General features: G+C 63.5%; 20 protein-coding genes. 15 read left to right on the plus strand and 5 right to left on the minus strand.

Features of this window, described 5'->3' with window-relative positions:
• Positions 1–58: 58 nt before the first annotated feature.
• Both galU and pgmG read left to right on the plus strand, forming a co-directional pair.
• On the plus strand, positions 59–934 hold the full coding sequence (gene galU / locus ACZ46S_RS10670; protein WP_295744691.1) for a UTP--glucose-1-phosphate uridylyltransferase GalU: 876 nt from the start codon (positions 59–61) through the stop codon (positions 932–934).
• Between the two features lie 14 nt (positions 935–948).
• Positions 949–2,352, plus strand: a complete 1,404-nt coding sequence (gene pgmG, locus ACZ46S_RS10675) for a phosphoglucomutase/phosphomannomutase PgmG (RefSeq protein WP_464061709.1) — start codon at positions 949–951, stop codon at positions 2,350–2,352.
• A gap of 100 nt (positions 2,353–2,452) precedes the next feature.
• Here pgmG and ACZ46S_RS10680 read toward each other — a convergent pair whose 3' ends face one another.
• Both ACZ46S_RS10680 and def read right to left on the minus strand, forming a co-directional pair.
• Positions 2,453–3,052 carry a COQ9 family protein gene (locus tag ACZ46S_RS10680; protein WP_464061710.1) on the minus strand — a complete coding sequence of 200 codons (600 nt, stop codon included), beginning with the start codon at positions 3,050–3,052 and terminating at the stop codon, positions 2,453–2,455.
• Complete coding sequence (gene def / locus ACZ46S_RS10685; RefSeq protein ID WP_464061711.1) at positions 3,052–3,579, minus strand: peptide deformylase; 528 nt, start codon at positions 3,577–3,579, stop codon at positions 3,052–3,054. The genes ACZ46S_RS10680 and def overlap by 1 nt, the downstream gene beginning before the upstream one ends.
• 144 nt (positions 3,580–3,723) lie before the next feature.
• On the opposite strand from def, the gene rpsU reads away from it, so the two are divergent.
• On the plus strand, positions 3,724–3,927 hold the full coding sequence (gene rpsU / locus ACZ46S_RS10690) for a 30S ribosomal protein S21 (protein ID WP_007421557.1): 204 nt from the start codon (positions 3,724–3,726) through the stop codon (positions 3,925–3,927).
• Between the two features lie 81 nt (positions 3,928–4,008).
• Here rpsU and ACZ46S_RS10695 read toward each other — a convergent pair whose 3' ends face one another.
• Positions 4,009–4,257 (minus strand): sulfurtransferase TusA family protein, encoded by a 249-nt coding sequence (locus ACZ46S_RS10695; protein ID WP_464061712.1) that lies wholly within the window; start codon positions 4,255–4,257, stop codon positions 4,009–4,011.
• A 55-nt stretch (positions 4,258–4,312) separates the two neighbouring features.
• Between ACZ46S_RS10695 and ACZ46S_RS10700 the strand changes: the two genes are divergently transcribed.
• From ACZ46S_RS10700 to queA, 6 genes are read left to right on the plus strand one after another with little or no spacing between them, the layout of a single operon-like run.
• The gene (locus ACZ46S_RS10700) at positions 4,313–4,723 is read left to right on the plus strand and encodes a Fur family transcriptional regulator (RefSeq protein ID WP_008495163.1); all 411 of its coding nucleotides are present in this window, start codon (positions 4,313–4,315) and stop codon (positions 4,721–4,723) included.
• Positions 4,720–5,556 carry a GNAT family N-acetyltransferase gene (locus tag ACZ46S_RS10705; protein ID WP_295745624.1) on the plus strand — a complete coding sequence of 279 codons (837 nt, stop codon included), beginning with the start codon at positions 4,720–4,722 and terminating at the stop codon, positions 5,554–5,556. Before ACZ46S_RS10700 ends, ACZ46S_RS10705 begins: the two co-directional genes overlap by 4 nt.
• 40 nt (positions 5,557–5,596) lie before the next feature.
• Positions 5,597–6,103, plus strand: coding sequence for an SspB family protein (locus tag ACZ46S_RS10710; RefSeq protein ID WP_464061713.1), 507 nt, complete (start codon positions 5,597–5,599; stop codon positions 6,101–6,103).
• A gap of 5 nt (positions 6,104–6,108) precedes the next feature.
• Positions 6,109–7,755 carry a fumarate hydratase gene (locus ACZ46S_RS10715; protein WP_464061714.1) on the plus strand — a complete coding sequence of 549 codons (1,647 nt, stop codon included), beginning with the start codon at positions 6,109–6,111 and terminating at the stop codon, positions 7,753–7,755.
• 6 nt (positions 7,756–7,761) lie between these two features.
• Positions 7,762–8,157, plus strand: coding sequence for a VOC family protein (locus ACZ46S_RS10720; protein ID WP_295745633.1), 396 nt, complete (start codon positions 7,762–7,764; stop codon positions 8,155–8,157).
• Positions 8,157–9,182, plus strand: coding sequence for a tRNA preQ1(34) S-adenosylmethionine ribosyltransferase-isomerase QueA (gene queA, locus ACZ46S_RS10725; protein WP_464061715.1), 1,026 nt, complete (start codon positions 8,157–8,159; stop codon positions 9,180–9,182). The genes ACZ46S_RS10720 and queA overlap by 1 nt, the downstream gene beginning before the upstream one ends.
• On the opposite strand, the gene ACZ46S_RS10730 is transcribed toward queA, so the two are convergent.
• Entirely contained in the window at positions 9,149–10,387 is a 1,239-nt protein-coding gene (locus tag ACZ46S_RS10730; protein WP_464061716.1) for an MFS transporter, read from the minus strand. The two genes, queA and ACZ46S_RS10730, sit on opposite strands and share 34 nt — an antisense overlap.
• Before the next feature lie 95 nt (positions 10,388–10,482).
• Between ACZ46S_RS10730 and tgt the strand changes: the two genes are divergently transcribed.
• The 3 genes from tgt (at position 10,483) to queG (ending at position 13,221) form a co-directional block, all read left to right on the plus strand.
• Entirely contained in the window at positions 10,483–11,610 is a 1,128-nt protein-coding gene (gene tgt / locus ACZ46S_RS10735; protein ID WP_464061717.1) for a tRNA guanosine(34) transglycosylase Tgt, read from the plus strand.
• Entirely contained in the window at positions 11,607–12,071 is a 465-nt protein-coding gene (gene queF / locus ACZ46S_RS10740) for a preQ(1) synthase (RefSeq protein WP_464061718.1), read from the plus strand. The genes tgt and queF overlap by 4 nt, the downstream gene beginning before the upstream one ends.
• Before the next feature lie 106 nt (positions 12,072–12,177).
• On the plus strand, positions 12,178–13,221 hold the full coding sequence (gene queG / locus ACZ46S_RS10745) for a tRNA epoxyqueuosine(34) reductase QueG (protein WP_464061719.1): 1,044 nt from the start codon (positions 12,178–12,180) through the stop codon (positions 13,219–13,221).
• A 334-nt stretch (positions 13,222–13,555) separates the two neighbouring features.
• On the opposite strand, the gene ACZ46S_RS10750 is transcribed toward queG, so the two are convergent.
• Positions 13,556–14,455 carry a hypothetical protein gene (locus tag ACZ46S_RS10750; RefSeq protein WP_464061720.1) on the minus strand — a complete coding sequence of 300 codons (900 nt, stop codon included), beginning with the start codon at positions 14,453–14,455 and terminating at the stop codon, positions 13,556–13,558.
• A gap of 241 nt (positions 14,456–14,696) precedes the next feature.
• Here ACZ46S_RS10750 and accD point away from each other — a divergent pair, with 241 nt between their 5' ends.
• The 3 genes from accD (at position 14,697) to ACZ46S_RS10765 (ending at position 17,844) form a co-directional block, all read left to right on the plus strand.
• Positions 14,697–15,557 carry an acetyl-CoA carboxylase, carboxyltransferase subunit beta gene (accD, locus tag ACZ46S_RS10755; RefSeq protein ID WP_464061721.1) on the plus strand — a complete coding sequence of 287 codons (861 nt, stop codon included), beginning with the start codon at positions 14,697–14,699 and terminating at the stop codon, positions 15,555–15,557.
• On the plus strand, positions 15,554–16,846 hold the full coding sequence (locus ACZ46S_RS10760) for a bifunctional folylpolyglutamate synthase/dihydrofolate synthase (RefSeq protein ID WP_464061722.1): 1,293 nt from the start codon (positions 15,554–15,556) through the stop codon (positions 16,844–16,846). The genes accD and ACZ46S_RS10760 overlap by 4 nt, the downstream gene beginning before the upstream one ends.
• A gap of 62 nt (positions 16,847–16,908) precedes the next feature.
• Positions 16,909–17,844 carry a metallophosphoesterase gene (locus ACZ46S_RS10765; protein WP_464061723.1) on the plus strand — a complete coding sequence of 312 codons (936 nt, stop codon included), beginning with the start codon at positions 16,909–16,911 and terminating at the stop codon, positions 17,842–17,844.
• Positions 17,845–17,873: the final 29 nt, after the last annotated feature.

Below are 17,873 nucleotides of genomic sequence, written 5' to 3' on the forward strand. Positions count from 1 at the left end.
GCTGCCCCGTCCGGGGCGTGGCATCTCATTAAAGACCGCAGTTCAGGAGGAATTTCCTTTGGTTAAACCGTTGCGCAAGGCCGTGCTCCCTGTCGCTGGCCTCGGCACACGCTTTCTGCCGGCCACCAAGGCCATGCCGAAGGAGATGCTCCCCGTCGTCGACAAACCGCTGATCCAGTACGCCGTCGATGAAGCCCGCGCCGCCGGCATCGACCAGTTCTGCATGGTCACCGGCCGCGGCAAAACCGCCCTCATCGACCATTTCGACATCGCCTTCGAGCTGGAAGCCACTTTGGCCGAGCGCGCCAAGCGCGAGGCGCTGGCGCTGCTGCGCGAGGAGGCGATGCCGCCCGGCGCCATCACCACCGTCCGCCAGCAAGTGCCGCTGGGCCTTGGCCACGCCATCTGGTGCGCGCGCACCTTCATCGGCGACGATCCGTTCGCCATCCTGCTGCCGGATGATCTGGTGCTGAGCCAGACTCCCTGCATCGGCCAGTTGGCGCAGGTCTATAACGAGACCGGCGGCAATGTCGTCGCCATCTCCGAAGTGCCCAAGGAGCACACCGCCCGCTACGGCATCCTGAAAACCGGCGCCATCGAGGGCGACCGCGTCGAGGTCACCGGCCTGGTCGAGAAACCCAAGCCGGAGAACGCCCCCTCCAACCTCTCCATCATCGGCCGCTACGTGCTGCTGCCGGAGGTGATCGGCTATCTCTCCCGCATGGAGGCCGGCGCCGGCAACGAGGTGCAGCTGACCGACGCGATGGCCAAGATGATCGGCGAAAAGCCCTTCCACGGGCTGAAATTCGAAGGCAAGCGCTTCGATTGCGGCGACAAGGTCGGCTTCCTGGAAGCCCAGATCGCCTTTTCCCTCGCCCGGCCGGACCTCGGGCCCGCCGTGCGCGAATTCCTGAAGACCTACGTCAACGCCTGAGACAAGAGGAAGCGATGAGCTTTTCCCATAAATTCCCCGCCAGCAGCCTGCGCGAGTACGATATTCGCGGCATCGTCGGCGAAACCCTCGGCGAGGCGGATGCCTTCGCCATCGGCCGTGTTTTCGGCTCCATCGTCGCCGAGGCCGGCGGCAAAAAGGTCGCGGTCGGGCGCGATGGCCGCCTCTCCTCGCCGAAACTCGCCGCCGCCCTCATCGAAGGGCTGGTCGCCTCCGGCATGGAGGTGATCGATATCGGCCAGGGCCCGACCCCGATGCTGTATTTCGCCTCCTTCACCCAGCCGGCGGACGGCGCGGTGATGGTCACCGGCAGCCACAACCCGCCGAACTATAACGGCTTCAAGATGATGCTGAAGAACAAGCCGTTCTTCGGCGCGCAGATCCAGGATCTCGGCGCCCGCGCCGCGGACGGCAAGGTCGTGGCAGAAGCCAAGGGCGGCGTTGTCGAGACGGACATTTCCGAGGCCTATATCGCCCGCCTGCTGCAGGATTGGGACGGCAAGAAGGCGCTCAAGATCGTCTGGGACAACGGCAATGGTGCTGCCGGCGACGTGCTGACCAAGCTGGTCGAGAAGCTTCCCGGCAAGCATATCGTGCTCAACGGCAAGGTGGACGGCAATTTCCCCGCCCATCACCCGGACCCGACCGTGCCGAAAAACCTGGAGCAGCTGATCGCCGCCGTGAAGAAGGAAGGTGCCGATGTCGGCGTCGCCTTCGACGGCGATGCGGACCGCATCGGCCTCGTCGACAATGAAGGCCACATCCTGTTCGGCGACCAGTTCCTGATCCTGATGGCCCGCGACGTGCTGAAAGCCCATCCTGGCGGCACCATCATCGCCGATGTGAAGGCGAGCCAGGTGCTGTTCGACGAGGTGGCGAAAGCCGGCGGCACCCCGCTGATGTGGAAAACCGGCCACTCGCTGATCAAGTCCAAAATGGCCGAGACCAAGGCGCCGCTCGCCGGCGAAATGTCCGGCCATATCTTCTATAATGACAAATGGTACGGGTTTGACGACGCGCTCTATGCCGGCGTGCGCGTGCTGGGCGTCATCGCCCGCATGGAGGAAACGCTGGGCGCCTTCCGCGCCTCGCTGCCGCAGGTGCTCAACACCCCCGAGCTGCGCTTCGACTGCCCGGAAGACCGCAAATTCCAGGTGGTGACGGAAGTCGCCGCGCGGCTGAAGGAAAACGGCGCGAAAGTGTCGGACACCGACGGCGTGCGCGTGAACACCGAGGATGGCTGGTGGCTGCTGCGCGCCTCCAACACCCAGGCGGTGCTGGTCGCCCGCGCGGAAGCCAGTTCCGAGGCCGGGCTGGTGCGGCTGAAATCCGCGCTGGCGGTGCAGCTTTCAGCGTCTGGGTTGACGCCGGATTTTGATGCGCCTTCGGCAGGGCACTAAGGAAGTCGTGGGGTGTTTTTGAAAAAACACCCCACACCCCCAAAAACTTTTGGGACTTTCGGTAAACGCCGCGTCTCCTTCGGAGCGCGGCGTTTCTGTTTCAGGCGTGTTGCGGGAAAGGCAAGCGTGGCAGCCGCGCTTTCAGCTTGCCAAAGCGCCCCACCCCCGCCAGGCGGCGATCCAGGAAGGCCAGCGTGTTTTCCGAGTCCATCGAACTGTCGCTGAGCCAGTACAGCAGCGTCGCCGAAAGCACCGCCGCCAGAATCGCCCGCTTGCTGTACCAGGACATGTCAGCGCTCTTATCCCCCGCCGCAAACCAGACCGCATCCGCCATCCGCGCGACGATCCTCGCCAGGCGCGGCGCATTCACCGGCAGCACCAGCCAGGCCATCGCCCGGCGCACCGCCTCCTTCTCGCCCGCCATCAGCTCCAGCCTGGCCGCCACCGCCGCCCGCACCCGGGCGGTCATCCCGCCTTCAGCCCCCTGGCCATGCCGGGCGCGGATCATCCGCTCATCGCCCAGCTCGAAATAGGCCGCGATCATCTCCGCGCGCCCGCCAGGGAAGGCCAGATCCGCCTCCGCCGCATCCCGCCCCAGCCCGCTCAGCGCCATGCGCAGGGATTTTCCCGTCCAGCCGTCAAACCCGGCATTCTGCGCCAGCGCGTCGATCAGCGCGGCCTTCTGTTCATCGATCTGCATCACAACAGCTCCTGAGGATATCGATCCAGCTCCTCATTATAGCCGAACCGGCTGAAATCCTCCATCCGCATCGGGTAGAGCACCCCGTCCAGATGGTCCGCCTCATGCTGCACCACCCGTGCGGCAAAGCCGGTCAGCGCCTCCTCGAAGACCTTGCCATCCTCATCCAGCCCACTCAGCCGGACCTCCCGCCAGCGCGGCACCGCCGCCCGCAGGCCGGGAATGGAAAGGCAGCCCTCCCAGCCCAGCTCCCGCCCCGCCGCCTCATTGGGCGTGATCACCGGGTTCACCACCGCCCGCAACGGAATCTCCAGCCCCTCTCCCCGGCTGGCTGGCACGCGGAACACGAACAGCCGCAGCCCCACATGCACCTGCGGTGCCGCCAGCCCGACTCCGCCGGCATCGAACATCGTCTCGGCCATGGCCGCGATCAGCGCCTGGATTTCCGGCGCCGAAACATCCTCAACCAAGCCCGCCTTGGCGAGCAAAACCGGGTGCCCCATGCGGGCGATCTTCAGAATCGACATATTTGCATGATTGCCCCAGCAGAAATGGTTTGGCGAGCGGATGTTTTGTGCTATAGGGCCGCCCAGCAGTTCTCGGACCGCGGCCCCCATTGGTCGCGCGCCGCGTTTGTCCGTTTAAATTTTTTGTTTGGAGCACACAGCCCAGTGCAAGTTCTCGTTCGTGACAACAATGTCGACCAAGCGCTGAAGGCGCTCAAGAAGAAGCTGCAGCGCGAGGGCGTGTTCCGCGAGATGAAGCTGCGCCGCCATTATGAGAAGCCCTCCGAGCGCCGCGCCCGCGAAGCCGCCGAGGCTGTTCGCCGCGCCCGCAAGATGGAGCGCAAGCGGATCGAGCGCGAAGGCTTCTAAAGCCTTCTCCCGCCTCCAGGCGGGTCGCTTAGCAGTGTCAGATCAGCCGCACGCGGTCACGCGTCGCGGCTTTTTTGATATTTACCCCTTCTGGATCACCAGCACATGGCTGCCATCCGCCTGTTCAAGCAGGTCCAGCGGCTCATGCCCCTGGTCGGCGGCGGCACGCGGCACGTTGCGCAGCGGGTCTTCGCCTTTCAACTTCACCAGCAATATCTGCCCGCTCTCCATGGCGTCCAGCGCCAGCCTGGTCCGCACGAAGGTCATCGGGCAGATTTCGGCGGTAATATCGATGGCTTTGTCGTGTTTCGGCAGGTCGGCAATCAGCATGGCGGTCTCCCTTAAGGCTGGACCGGATGACAAAGTTAGGCCACAAGGCTTACCGATGAATATAAGCATCGAGCGCCTGTGCATAGAGAACGGGCTGAAGATGACAGGTCCGCGCAGGGTGATTGCGCGGGTGTTGTCGGAGGCGACCGACCACCCGGATGTGGAAGAGCTGCATCGGCGGGCGAATCGTATCGATAATCATATTTCCCTGGCCACGGTCTACCGCACGGTGCGGCTGCTGGAGGCCAAGGGCATTCTCTCCCGCCGCGATCTGGGAAGCCGCCGCGCGCGTTACGAGGCCAGCGGCGATGGCAACCATTTCCATATGGTCGACAAGCTCAGCGGCAATGTCATCGAGTTCGAGGCGCCGGCGGTCGAGGCGGCGCTGCGCGAGATCGCCCTGAAACACGGGCTGGAGGTGGATTTGATCAAGATCGAGCTGTTCGGCAATCCGGTCGCGCCATGAACGAAACCAGCCTGCCGCATCTGCCGCGCTTTACCATCGGCAACGCCGCTCCCGGCTTCGCGGAGCTGCGCGCCGGCAATCTCGGCGTGCGCCTGGCCACCACCGCGGCCGAGCTGAGGGCCGCGCAATCGCTGCGTTACAAGATTTTTTACGAGCAGATGGGCGCCAGGGCGGATGCAGCCACCCTGGCCAGCCAGCTCGACCAGGACGAGTTCGACGCCATCGCCGACCATCTGCTGGTGGTGGATCACGATCTCGGCGAAGGCGCGGAAAGCGTGGTCGGCACCTATCGGCTGATCCGCCAGGAGGCGGCCGAGGCCTTCGGGCGCTATTACTCGGAAAGCGAATACGACATCTCTGCCCTGCGCGCCTTCCCTGGCCGCAAGCTGGAGCTGGGCCGCAGCTGCACCGCCGAGGCCTATCGCAGCCGCATGGTCATGCAGCTGCTCTGGCGCGGCATCGCGGCGTATGTCTTCCATTATGGCATCGATTTGATGTTCGGCTGCGCCTCGCTCTCCGGCACCGACCCGGATGCGTTGGCCGCCGAGCTGACCTATCTCAGCCTGCACCACCGCGCCCCGGAGGCGATCCGCCCGCGCGCCCTGCCGGACCTCTATGTCGAGATGGCAAGGCTGCCGGCCGAGGCGATCGACCCGAAAGGGGCATTGATGCGCCTGCCGCCGCTGATTAAAGGCTATCTGAGGCTCGGCGGCTTTGTCGGCGATGGCGCGGTGATCGACAGCCAGTTCAACACCACCGACATCGCCATCATCGTGCAGACCGATCTGGTGACTGAGAAATATTACCGCCATTATGAGCGGGATACGCGCTGATCCGGCCCCGGCCGCGATCCGCGCGCGAAGGGATTGACCTATGGCTGAAGACGATCTGAACACACCCGAATCCCTGCTGCCCTATGATGATTGGACGCAGGACGCGCTGCGCCAGGTGGTGGTCAGCGCGCTGCGCCATGCCGCCGCGCAAGGGCTGCCGGGAGAGCATCATTTCTACATCACTTTCAAAACCGGCTATCCCGGCGCGCTGGTGCCGGACCGGCTGAAGGCGCAATACCCGGATGAAATGACCATCGTGCTGCAGCACCAGTTTCACGGCCTCACCGTGGAGCCGGATGGCAGCGCTGTCTCCGTGGGCTTGAGCTTCTCCGGCATTCCCACCACCCTGGTCATCCCCATCGCCGCCATCACCAGCTTCGCCGACCCGGAAGTGCGCTTCGGCCTGCAATTCGAGGTCGAGCTGCCCGAAGCCGCACAGATCGCCGAACTGCCCGCCCCGCAGAGCGAGGAAACACCGGCCCCGCCCAACGACCAGCCCGCCGATGTGGTGAGCCTGGACGCATTCCGCCGCCGTCAGAAAGACTAAAAATCATGAACGCACCCCTGAAACGCAGCCCTGGTTTCGCCTTTTCGCCCATGTTCCCGCTCGGGCATGACGATACCCCCTATCGCAAGCTCGATATCGAGGGCGTCTCGACCATCGAGGTCGAGGGCAAGACCGTGCTGAAGATCAGCGAGGGGGCGCTCTCCGAACTGGCCTTCCAGGCTTATCACGATGTCTCGCACCTGCTGCGCCCGGCGCATCTGGCGCAGCTCGCCAACATCCTGAAAGACCCCGAGGCCAGCGAGAATGACCGCTACGTGGCCATGGAGTTCCTGAAAAACGCCGCCATCGCCGCCAAGGGCGTGCTGCCGATGTGCCAGGACACCGGCACGGCGCTGATCTTCGGCAAGAAGGGCCAGCGCGTCTGGGTCGAGGGCAATGAGGAGGAAGCGCTCTCCTGGGGTGTCGCCCGCACCTATACCGAGACCAATCTGCGCTATTCGCAGATGGCCCCGCTCTCGATGTTCGAGGAGAAGAACACCGGCACCAACCTGCCGGTGCAGTTCGATTTGATGGCCTCCCCCGGCGGCTATCACGACGATGAATTCAGCCTGCAATTCATCGCCAAGGGCGGCGGATCGGCGAACAAGACCTATCTGTACCAGGAGACCCGCGCGGTCCTGACCCCTGAGAAGATCTACGCCTTCATCGAGGCCAAGATCAAAACGCTGGGCACCTCCGCCTGCCCGCCTTACCATCTGGCCATCGTCATCGGCGGCACCTCGGCCGAGCTTTGCCTGAAAACCGTGAAGCTCGCCTCCACCAAATATTACGATAACCTCCCCACCACGGGCGATGCCACCGGCCATGCCTTCCGCGACCTGGAGATGGAGCAGAAGGTTCTGGAGATCAGCCGCAAGATCGGCATCGGCGCGCAGTTCGGTGGCAAATATTTCTGCCACGATGTCCGCGTCATCCGCCTGCCCCGCCACGGCGCCAGCTTGCCCATCGGCATCGGCGTCTCCTGCTCGGCGGATCGCCAGATCAAGGCCAAGATCACCAAGGAGGGCGTGTTCCTCGAACAGCTGGAGACCAACCCGGCCAAATATCTGCCGGAGATCGAGGGCGAGCATCTCGGCGGCGAGGTCGTAGCGATCGATCTGAACCGCCCGATGTCCGAAATCCTGGCCGAGCTCTCCAAGCACCCGGTGAAAACCCGCGTGGCGCTCACCGGCACCATCGTGGTAGCGCGCGACATCGCCCATGCCAAGCTGCAGGAGCGGCTGGACCGTGGCGAAGGCATGCCGGACTATATGAAGAACCACCCGGTCTATTATGCGGGCCCGGCGAAAACCCCGGACGGCATGCCCACCGGCAGCTTCGGCCCCACCACCGCCGGGCGTATGGATAGCTACGTGGATGCCTTCCAGGCCGCCGGCGGCTCCATGGTGATGCTCGCAAAGGGCAACCGCTCGAAGGCCGTCACCGAGGCCTGCGCCAAGCATGGCGGCTTCTATCTCGGCTCCATCGGCGGCCCGGCCGCGGTGCTAGCCCAGAACAACATCACCAAGGTGGAAGTTCTGGAATATCCCGAGCTCGGCATGGAAGCGGTGTGGAAGATCGAGGTGAAGGACTTCCCGGCCTTCATCGTGGTCGACGACAAGGGCAATGATTTCTTCGCGGACCTCGCGTAGACGGCCATGAAATTCACCGTTGACCGGGTCGATCACATCGTCATGGTCTGCCGTGATCTGAAGGTCACGGCGGGCTGGTATCAGCGCGTGCTCGGCATGGAGCGCGAGGAATATGGTGGTAAAAACCGCACGGCTTTGCGCTTTGGCGGCCAAAAAATCAATCTGCACGAGGTCGGGCATGAGGTGATCCCCCATGCCCTCACCGCGCAGCCCGGCACGCTGGACCTTTGCCTGGTCGTCGCGGTCGGGCCGGATGATGTGATGGCGCATCTGAAGGCCTGCGGGGTGGAGATCGAACGCGGCCCGGTGACGCGCATCGGCGCGCTGGGGGATATCATGTCCGTCTATTGCCGCGATCCGGATGGCAACCTCATCGAGCTCGCCTCCTATCTCGGCGCCTGATGCAGCTCTCTGATTTCGGCTATGATTTGCCCCCGGCGCGGATCGCCACCGCCCCGGCCCGGCCCCGCGATTCCGCCCGGCTGCTGCACGTCACGCAAGCTGCCCTGCACGACCACATCGTGCGCGACCTGCCCAGCCTGCTGCGTCCGGACGATCTGCTGGTGGTCAACGACACCAAGGTCATCCCCGCCCAGCTCTCCGCCAGACGCGGCGAGGCGAAAATCGGCATCACGCTGGACCGCAGGCTGGATGACGGCGCCTGGCGCGTGCTGCTGCGCAACGCCAAGCGGGTGAAGCAGGGCGACCTTTTGGAGATCGACCCGGACTTCTCCGCCCGGGTGGAGGCGATGCTGGAGGGCGGCGCCGCCCTGCTGCGCTTCACGGCGGATGATTTCTACGCCGCCCTGGCCCGCTCCGGCGCCCTGGCCTTGCCGCCTTACATCGCCAGGCCGGACGGCATCACCGAGCAGGACAAGGCGGATTACCAAACCCTGTTCGCCGCCCATGAAGGCGCCGTCGCCGCCCCCACCGCCGGGCTGCATTTCACCCCTGAGTTGCTCGCCGCCCTGGAAGCGCGCGGCATCGAAATGGCCAAGGTCACGCTGCATGTCGGCGCCGGCACCTTCCTGCCGGTGCGGGTCGAAGTGGTGGAAGAGCATAAAATGCACGCCGAGCGGGGTTTCATCACTGAAGCCACCGCCGCGCGCATCAACGAAGCCAAGGCGGCGGGACGGCGCATCATCCCCATCGGCACCACCGCCCTGCGCCTGCTGGAATCCGCCGCCACCGATGAGGGCGTGCTGACCCCCTTCGATTCCGAGACCGATATTTTCATCTATCCCGGCTATCGCTTCAAAATCGCGGATGCGCTGTTCACCAATTTCCACCTGCCGCATTCCACGCTGCTGATGCTGGTCTCCGCCTTCGCCGGGCTGGAGCGGATCAAGTCAGCCTATGACCACGCGATTGCCAACGAGTATCGTTTTTACTCCTACGGCGATGCCTGCCTGCTGGAGCGAGGCTGAGCTGCCGGCAAATTCCAGACATCCCTGATCGCCAGCACGCCGAGCGTGGTGGCGATCGTAATAAAGCAGGCAAACCATAGCGCCCCCTCACGGGTGAAGGCCGCTTGCATCGGCGCGGCGAGTACATAACCCACCGGCAGCAGGCAGACCGAGCCCACCGTATCGTAGGCCGTCACGCGCGAAAGCCGGTCTTCGGGGATCTGGGTCTGCATAATTGTCGACCACAATACCGAGAAGCCGGCAATGGAGATGCCGCTGAGCACAAACAGCGTGCCGGTAACCGGATAGGGCAAGCCCGCCGCGAGGCTGCCGGGCATCGCCGCAAAACCCAGCACCATCAGCATCGCGGCCCGTGCCGGGTAGCGCGGCCGCAGCCGCATCGTCAGAACCGCTCCAATGATCGTACCCAGGCTGAACAGGGATAATAGCCCGCCCCAGCCCAGCGCCCCGTTCGCCGCATGCGCAAAGCCGGCCGATCCCAATATGATCACCGGCGCGATCACCAGCAGATGCAACACCGAGAATTGCAACACGATGCTCCACAGCCAGGTCCGGCTGCGAAATTCCCGCCAGCCTTCATACAGCAGATGCAGCGGGTTGGCTCCGGCGGCTGGCTTGTCAGCCCCTCCAGAGAGGCTGAACAACAAAGCCGCGCAGATGCCATAGCTGAGACTATCCAGCGCAATCGCCAAACCACCCCCGGCAACGGCGACCAGCAGCCCGCCCAGAGCCGGCCCGGCAATACCACCTACAGACTGCGCCACGCCGACCAGCGCGTTGGCGGATTGCAACTGATCAGACGTGACCATTTCCGGAATCAACCCCTGCAACCCAGGCGAAAAAAAAGCGGTACCGGTGCCGATGCAGGCCATCAACCCCATCAGCCCCCATAACGGGTCGTGGTGCGTGATCAGCAGCAGCGCCAGCAAAGCCTGGCTGCACAAGCACAATAAATTCGCCGCCGCCATCACCCGGCGGCGCGGAAACCGGTCCGCGGCAACGCCGCCGAATAGCGTCAGCACAACCACGGGCACCATCTCCGCCGCCAAAATCTGCGAAACAGCGGACACACCGCGCCCTTGTTCGTATAAAGTGAAGCTCATCGCCACCGGGACCATGGCGCTACCAATGAGAGAGAGCGAGTAGCCCGCGATGAAACGCCGGAATTCGCTTTGATGCAGTGCAGCGGGAACAAATCGCTTCATAAAGGACAGGATTGGCGCTCTATTTTGGCGTGTCAATGCAAGGCTGCGGCCCTGCCCCTGGCGCGGGGCCGCCAATGAAGCTAATTCCCCCTCTCATGACGACCCCTGATTTCTCCTTCACCCTGGCGGCCCAGCATGGCCAGGCGCGTGCCGGCACGCTGACCACCGCCCATGGCGAGGTGCCCACCCCCACCTTCATGGCCGTCGGCACCGCCGGCACGGTGAAGGCGATGACGGCGGATGCGGTGCGCGCCACCGGCGCCAAAATCGTCCTTGGCAACACCTATCACCTGATGCTACGCCCCACCGCCGAGCGCGTGGCACGCCTCGGCGGCCTGCATAAAATGATGGACTGGCCCGGCCCCATCCTCACCGATAGTGGCGGCTTTCAGATCATGTCGCTCGCCAAGCTGCGCAAGCTGGAGGAAAAGGGCGTCACCTTCCGCTCGCATATCGACGGCACCGCCTATGAGCTCACCCCGGAGCGCTCCACCGAGATCCAGCATCTGCTGGATGCCACCATCACCATGCAGCTGGATGAATGCACCAAATTCCCCGCCACCCATAAGGAGGCGAAGGAGTCGATGGAGCTGTCCATCCGCTGGGCGAAACGCTCGCGCGAGGCCTTCATCAAGCGCACCGGCTATGGCCAGTTCGGCATCATGCAAGGCAATGTCTATGAGGATCTGCGCCGCATCTCTGCCGAAGCGCTGCAGGAAAATGATTTCGAAGGCTACGCCATTGGCGGCCTCGCTGTCGGCGAAGGCCAGGAGACGATGTTCTCCGTGCTGGATTACTGCACGGATTTCCTCCCCGCCACCAAGCCGCGCTATCTGATGGGTGTCGGCACGCCGGACGATCTGCTGGGGGCGGTCGCCCGCGGCGTGGATATGTTCGACTGCGTGATGCCCACCCGCGCCGGCCGCACCGCCCGCGCCTTCACTGGCTTCGGCATCTTCAACATGCGCAATGCCCGCTTCCAGGACGATACCCGCACGCTGGATGCAAACTGCGCCTGCCTCTGCTGCACCCGCCATACGCGGGCTTATCTGCACCATCTTTTCCGCTGCGAGGAAATGCTGGGGCCGATGCTGCTCACCATCCACAACCTCACCTATTATCAAACCGTGATGCAGGGGGCGCGCAAAGCCATTCTGGATCATGATTACGATTCCTACTGCGCGGATGTGCGCGGCCAATGGCAGAGAGGACCAGACGCATGAGTGATGATCGCTACGCCGGGCTGCAGCAGCTCGGCACCAAAACCGAACAGCCGCGCAGCCCCGAAGAGGCCGTGCTGGAGCGCGTGCCCGCCAAAACCGGCGGCAAACACGCCATGGTGCGCTTCGTCTGCCCGGAATTCACCTCGCTCTGCCCGATGACCGGCCAGCCGGATTTCGGCCATATCGTCATCGACTACATCCCCGATGAATGGCTGGTGGAAAGCAAGAGCCTAAAACTCTTCCTGCAATCCTTCCGCAACCATGGCGGCTTTCATGAAGCCTGCTCCTTGATGATCGCCGATCGGCTGGTGGAACTCCTATCCCCGAAATGGCTGCGCCTGGGCGCCTACTGGTATCCGCGCGGCGGCATCCCCATCGACGTGTTCTGGCAAACCGGCAAACCGCCCGAAGATGCCTGGATCCCCGACCAAGGCGTGCCCCCCTATCGTGGCCGCGGCTGAAAACGCCCCCTGGCGGCCGTCAGCCGGCGCATTTCTGCGCGCCGGTGCTCACGTACTGATGTACGCTGCGCGCCGGTGCTCGAAATCCACCGCCTGACGACAAACCATGGGACGTTTTCAAAACTCTGATTTAAAAACCCTCATCCGTGACAAGGCGGCCGCGTTGGGCTTCGCCGCCACCGGCTTCACCCGCGCATCCTTGCCGCCGGAGCGCTTGGCCTACCTGCAGGATTTCTTGGCCGCCGGCCGGCATGGCAGCATGGGCTGGATGGCCGCGCGCGTGGACCAGCGCGCCCAGCCGCAAACGCTCTGGCCAGAGGCGCTCAGCGTCATTTCTCTTGGCTTTTCCTACGCCCCGGAAGATGACGCCCTGGCCAACCTCGCCCGGCCGGAGATCGGCAATATCTCCGTCTATGCCCGCAACCGCGACTATCACGATGTCATCAAGGGCAAACTCAAACATCTCGCCCAGTTCATCGCCGCGCGCGGGGCGGAGGTGAAAGTGTTCGTGGACACCGCCCCGGTGATGGAAAAGCCGCTGGCCCAGCAAGCGGGTTTGGGCTGGCAGGGCAAACACACCAACCTGGTCTCGCGCGCCCATGGCTCCTGGCTGTTCCTGGGCGAAATCTATACAACGCTGGACATTGCACCGGATTCACCAGGGCGCGACCTCTGCGGCTCCTGCACCGCCTGCCAGGATGCCTGCCCCACCGCCGCCTTCCCCGCCCCCTACCAACTCGATGCCAGGCGCTGCATCTCCTACCTCACCATCGAACATGCCGGCCCGATCCCGGAAGAATTCCGCACCGCCATCGGCAACCGCATCTATGGCTGCGATGATTGCCTGGCCGTCTGCCCCTGGAACAAATTCGCGCAAGCCGGCCAGGAGCTGAAACTCGCCGCCCGTGAGGATTTAACCGCCCCGCATCTGGCGGCGCTCGCCCTGCTGGACGATGCCGGCTTCCGCGCCAAATTCACCGGCTCGCCGATCAAGCGCATCGGCCGCAACAGATTTCTGCGCAATGTCGCGATTGCGATCGGGAATAGTGGAGAGACCGGGCTGTTGCCCACGGCGAAACATCTGGCGGCGGATGACGACCCGGTGGTGGCTGAGGCCGGGGAGTGGGCGACGGGAAGGCTGCGCGGTTAGCCGCCGCCCTTGCAGAACCCCGCCCCAGGTTCAAAAAACGCTATACCGCCCTTATCATGCGTCGCGTATTTCTGTCGCAAAAGATCACATCAGGCGACAAAAAAGCACGACATGAGGGGCTGTGTTTTTTCTGAGCAAGGGCGGAGTCGCGTAAATTACAAGTTATGCGACAGCCGGTATCCGGGTTGGGGGGAAAGCTCACGGTCTGCTTTCGGACGAACCGGCCAGAAACCTGACATTTATCCCACTCTGATCGCGGCCAACGGCTTGGCCATCGACAGGCCGGCTAATCCACCGGTGATGCAATCCACCCGACTTCGTAAGAAACGCCATATCACCGGCTGCCATTTTGAAGCTCGGCCAGGACGGAATCATTTTCCGCGATAAGGTTGGGAAGGTTGGCCACATCGTTCGACGGCAGGAAGCCGCCCGAATCCTTTTGCACTTGCAGAATCAGGTCGGCGGCGTGAATCCCGGCCTTTGCCGCGAGCCAGAGATCGAGCTTCACCACTTCATCGTCTTCGAAATCGAAATATGATGTAATGATCTCAGCTCGTTTACCGGGAACAAAATCGAAGTTGTGCTGGCTGTTTACAACGTGAGCGTGCGCCGTTTGTTCGTTAATCATGGACTTCAGGTCCTTAATGAAGTCGGAATGTCCTTTGTAAGTTGTCTCCAACCATTTGTATGCTTTTCGGGACGCTTGCTGAGCATCACCAATGCGCTGGTTCTGATAATCAAAATAATTCTGAGTGTTGGTGTGGGCCAATGAAAAGGCTGCGTTTGCGGTGGACTCTAGGAAGTACCGGAGGTCCATCTTAGCTTGGACACGGTGCATCCTCACGGTCGAAATTACCGACAGTGAGTGATATTTCTTCATTTGTGAATAAAACCGGATGAACAGATCGCAGTCTATGACGGGCCACATCATCAGATTCGAGACAAGAATCGTCGTGTTGTAGGCGTTGATAAATGCGTTGCCATACTTCTGCTCCGCATCAAGTAGCTTCTGATGCTCTTCGGCGGAGAACTGCTCCAAACTCATTGCATACATATCCAGAGACTGGTTCGACAACCGACTTAAGGTGCGTGGAGCGTAACCTAAACCATAGCTTTGCGCCACGTTTTGGCCGGTCGCTGGATTCCGCAGGCGAATGGCGGCTCTCAGGATTGACCCCACGGCAGTCCAACGTCTGCAATGGGTCGTTTTTTGCCGGGACCAGGGTTGTCGCATAACTTAGGATTTACGCAACACGCTGAGCCCCTGGAATTAGCTCCGCTCCGCCTGCCCCCTTCCTCAGCGAACCGACGCCCCCAAAACCCAAAAACCTTCACCTTCAACCCCAAACACCCCGTTCTTCTCCAAATTCCCCACCCCGGTTCCACGTGGAACACAACAAGAACACGCACTCCACGCCCCACCCCCGCCCCCAAAAACTTCCCTTCCCCCCCCAAACCAGCTAAATCCCTGCCCCATGAGCTGGCTCACCGAATTCGTCCGCCCCAAAATCCGCACCCTGCTTGGCCGCAAGGAGGCGCCGGACAATCTCTGGCACCAATGCCCCTCCTGCCAGCAGATGATCTTCCATACCGAGCTGGAGGCCACCAAGAAGGTCTGCCCGCATTGCGGCTTCCATATGCGCGCCAGCGCGGCGGAGCGTCTGGCCTGGACCTTCGATGACGGCGCCTTCACCAAGATCGAGCTGCCGAAAGCCCTGCCGGACCCGCTGAAATTCCGCGACCAGAAGCGCTATACCGACCGTCTGAAGGATGCCCGCGACAAGACCAAGCAGGATGACGCCATCCTGGTCGCGCACGGCACCCTCGGCGGCAAGAACGCCGTCGTCGCGGCGATGTCGTTTGAATTCATGGGCGGCTCCATGGGGGCGGCCGTCGGCGAGGGGCTGGTCGCCGCCGCGCGCCTGGCGGTGCTGCAGAACGCCCCACTCATCGTCTACACCGCCTCCGGCGGGGCCCGCATGCAGGAGGGCGCCATCAGCCTGATGCAGCTGCCGCGCTCCATCATCGCCAGCCAGATGGTGAAGGAGGCCGGCCTGCCTTATATCGTGGTGCTGACTGACCCGACCACCGGCGGCGTCACCGCCGCCTTCGCCATGGTCGGCGACATCCATATCGCCGAGCCGGGGACGCTGATCGGCTTCGCCGGGGCGCGCGTGATCGAGCAGACCGTGCGCGAGAAACTGCCCGAGGGTTTCCAGCGCGCCGAATATCTGCATCAGCACGGCATTATCGACATGGTGGTGAAGCGCGAGGAGCTGACCGCGACCCTGGCCCGCATCATCTCCCTCGCCACGGCCAACAAAAAGGCCGCGTGAGCAACGAGCTGCAGAGCCCGGCCGGGGCCACCGGCGCCCGGCTCAAGGTCAGCGCGGCGCTGGAGCGGCTGCATAAGCTCTATCCGCGCATGATCGACCTCAAGATCGACCGGCTGCAAAGGCTGCTGGCCGATCTCGGCGATCCGCAAACCAAACTCCCGCCGGTGATTCACGTCGCCGGCACCAACGGCAAGGGCTCGGTCTGCGCCATCGCCCGCGCCGTGGCGGAAGCGGCGGGGCTGAAGGTGCATGTCTTCACCTCCCCGCATCTGGTGCGCTTCAATGAGCGCATCCGCCTGGCCGGAACGCTGGCCACCGATGAACAGCTGGCGGAGGCGCTGGATGCGATCGAGGCCGCCAACCAGGCCAAGCAGATCACCGTGTTCGAGGCGATCACCGCCGCCGCCTTCTGGCTCTTCGCCCGCACCAAGGCGGATCTCTGTATCGTCGAGGTGGGCTTGGGCGGGCGGATGGATGCCACCAACCTCGTCTCTCCCGCCGCCTGCGCCATCACCGCGATCTCGCTCGATCATCAGGATTTTCTGGGCAACACGCTGGAGCTGATCGCGGGTGAGAAGGCCGGCATCATCAAGCCGGGCGTACCGGTGGTCACTGGCTATCAGCCGGCCGAAGTGATGGCCCGCATCGCCGCCGAGGCCGCGCAGAAAGGTGCGAAGCAACTGCGCCGCGGGCTGGATTGGTCGGCCGAGCCCAGCGCCGCGGGCATGGTTTATGACGGTCTGGCCCTGCCCAAACCCGCCCTCGCCGGCCTGCACCAGATCGAAAATGCCGGCATCGCGCTCACCGCCTTGCGCGCCGCCGGGTTCAGGATGTCACCGGAGGCGATGGCCCAGGGCCTGCGCAACGCCAGCTGGCCGGCCCGCATGCAGCGCCTCACCGGCCGCCTGGCGCAGGCCCTGCCCGCCGGTTCCGCGCTCTGGCTGGACGGGGCGCATAACCCCGGCGGCGCCGAGATCATCGCCCAACAATTGCAGGACTGGAACGGCCCGACCACGCTGGTGCTCGGCATGAAGCAATCCAAGGATGTGGCGGAATTCATCCGCATCGTCGCCCCGCACGCGGCGCGGATTTTCGCCGTGGCGGAGGCCGGGCAGCATCTCGCCTTGCCGGTGGAGGCCATCATCGAAGCCTCGGGTGGCCAGGCGCTGCCCGGGCCGGACATCGCCGGCGCCTTCCGCCAGATCACCGCCCCCACGCGGGTGCTGATCTGCGGCAGCCTCTATCTCGCCGGCGAGGTGCTGAAGCAGGATGAAACGGTTCTGGCCTGACACGGAAATGTCGCATGCCGGTCACTGCGTGCTTTGCTAATAGACCGCCAAAGGAGCCGCCAATGACACTCACCCGCCGCCAATTCGCCACCACCAGCGCCATTCTGGGCGCCAGCGCCGCCTTGGCTCCCGCCGCCAACGCCGCCGAGGAAGCCCTGAACATCGTGCTGATCGGCGATTGGGGCCGCAAAGGCCATCACCACCAGCGCGCCGTCGCCGCGCAGATGGGCCGCACCGCGGAAGCCATCAATAGCCGCTTTGTCGTCTCGGTCGGCGATAATTTCTATGAAAACGGCGTCGACTCGCTGGAGGACCCGCAATGGCGGACATCCTATCTGGATGTCTACACCCAGCCGGCGCTGCAGACGCCCTGGAAAGTGCTCCTCGGCAATCATGATTATCGCGGCAATGTGCAGGCGCAGCTGGATTACGCCAAGCAGAATCCGCGCTGGCAGATGCCCGCGCGCTATTCGCTGGAAACCATCGCCCTGCCCGATGGCGCCCACGCCACCTTCTATTATCTGGACACCTCGCCCTTCATCAAAAAATATTACGGCACCAGGGTCGCGGTGGACGGGCAGGACCCGCAGGCCCAGCTCGCCTGGCTGGATGCCAAACTCGCCGCCTCGACCAGCGAATGGAACATCGTCATCGGCCATCACCCGATCTATGGCGCGCATGAATCGGACCCGGGCTATGAGGGGGCGGACATGCCGGACATGATCGCCGCCGTCGACCCGATCCTGCGCAAGCATCACGTGCCGATCTATATTTGCGGGCATGACCATATTTTGCAGGCGGTGAAGATGAATGGCATCTCCTATGTCTGCACCGGCGCCGGCTCCGAGACCTATAATCCCGGCCCGGCCATCCGCGGCGGTTTTGCCGCCGGCGCGCATGGCTTCATGGTGATGAAGCTGACCGGCAAGCAAATGGATTGGTCGTTCGTGGATGAGCACGGCAATGCGCTGTATGCGCAGAGCATTGTGCGGGTCTGAGTGCTGTTCGTGGGAACTTTTTAGAAAAA

The organism is Acidocella aluminiidurans, assembly GCF_055383125.1.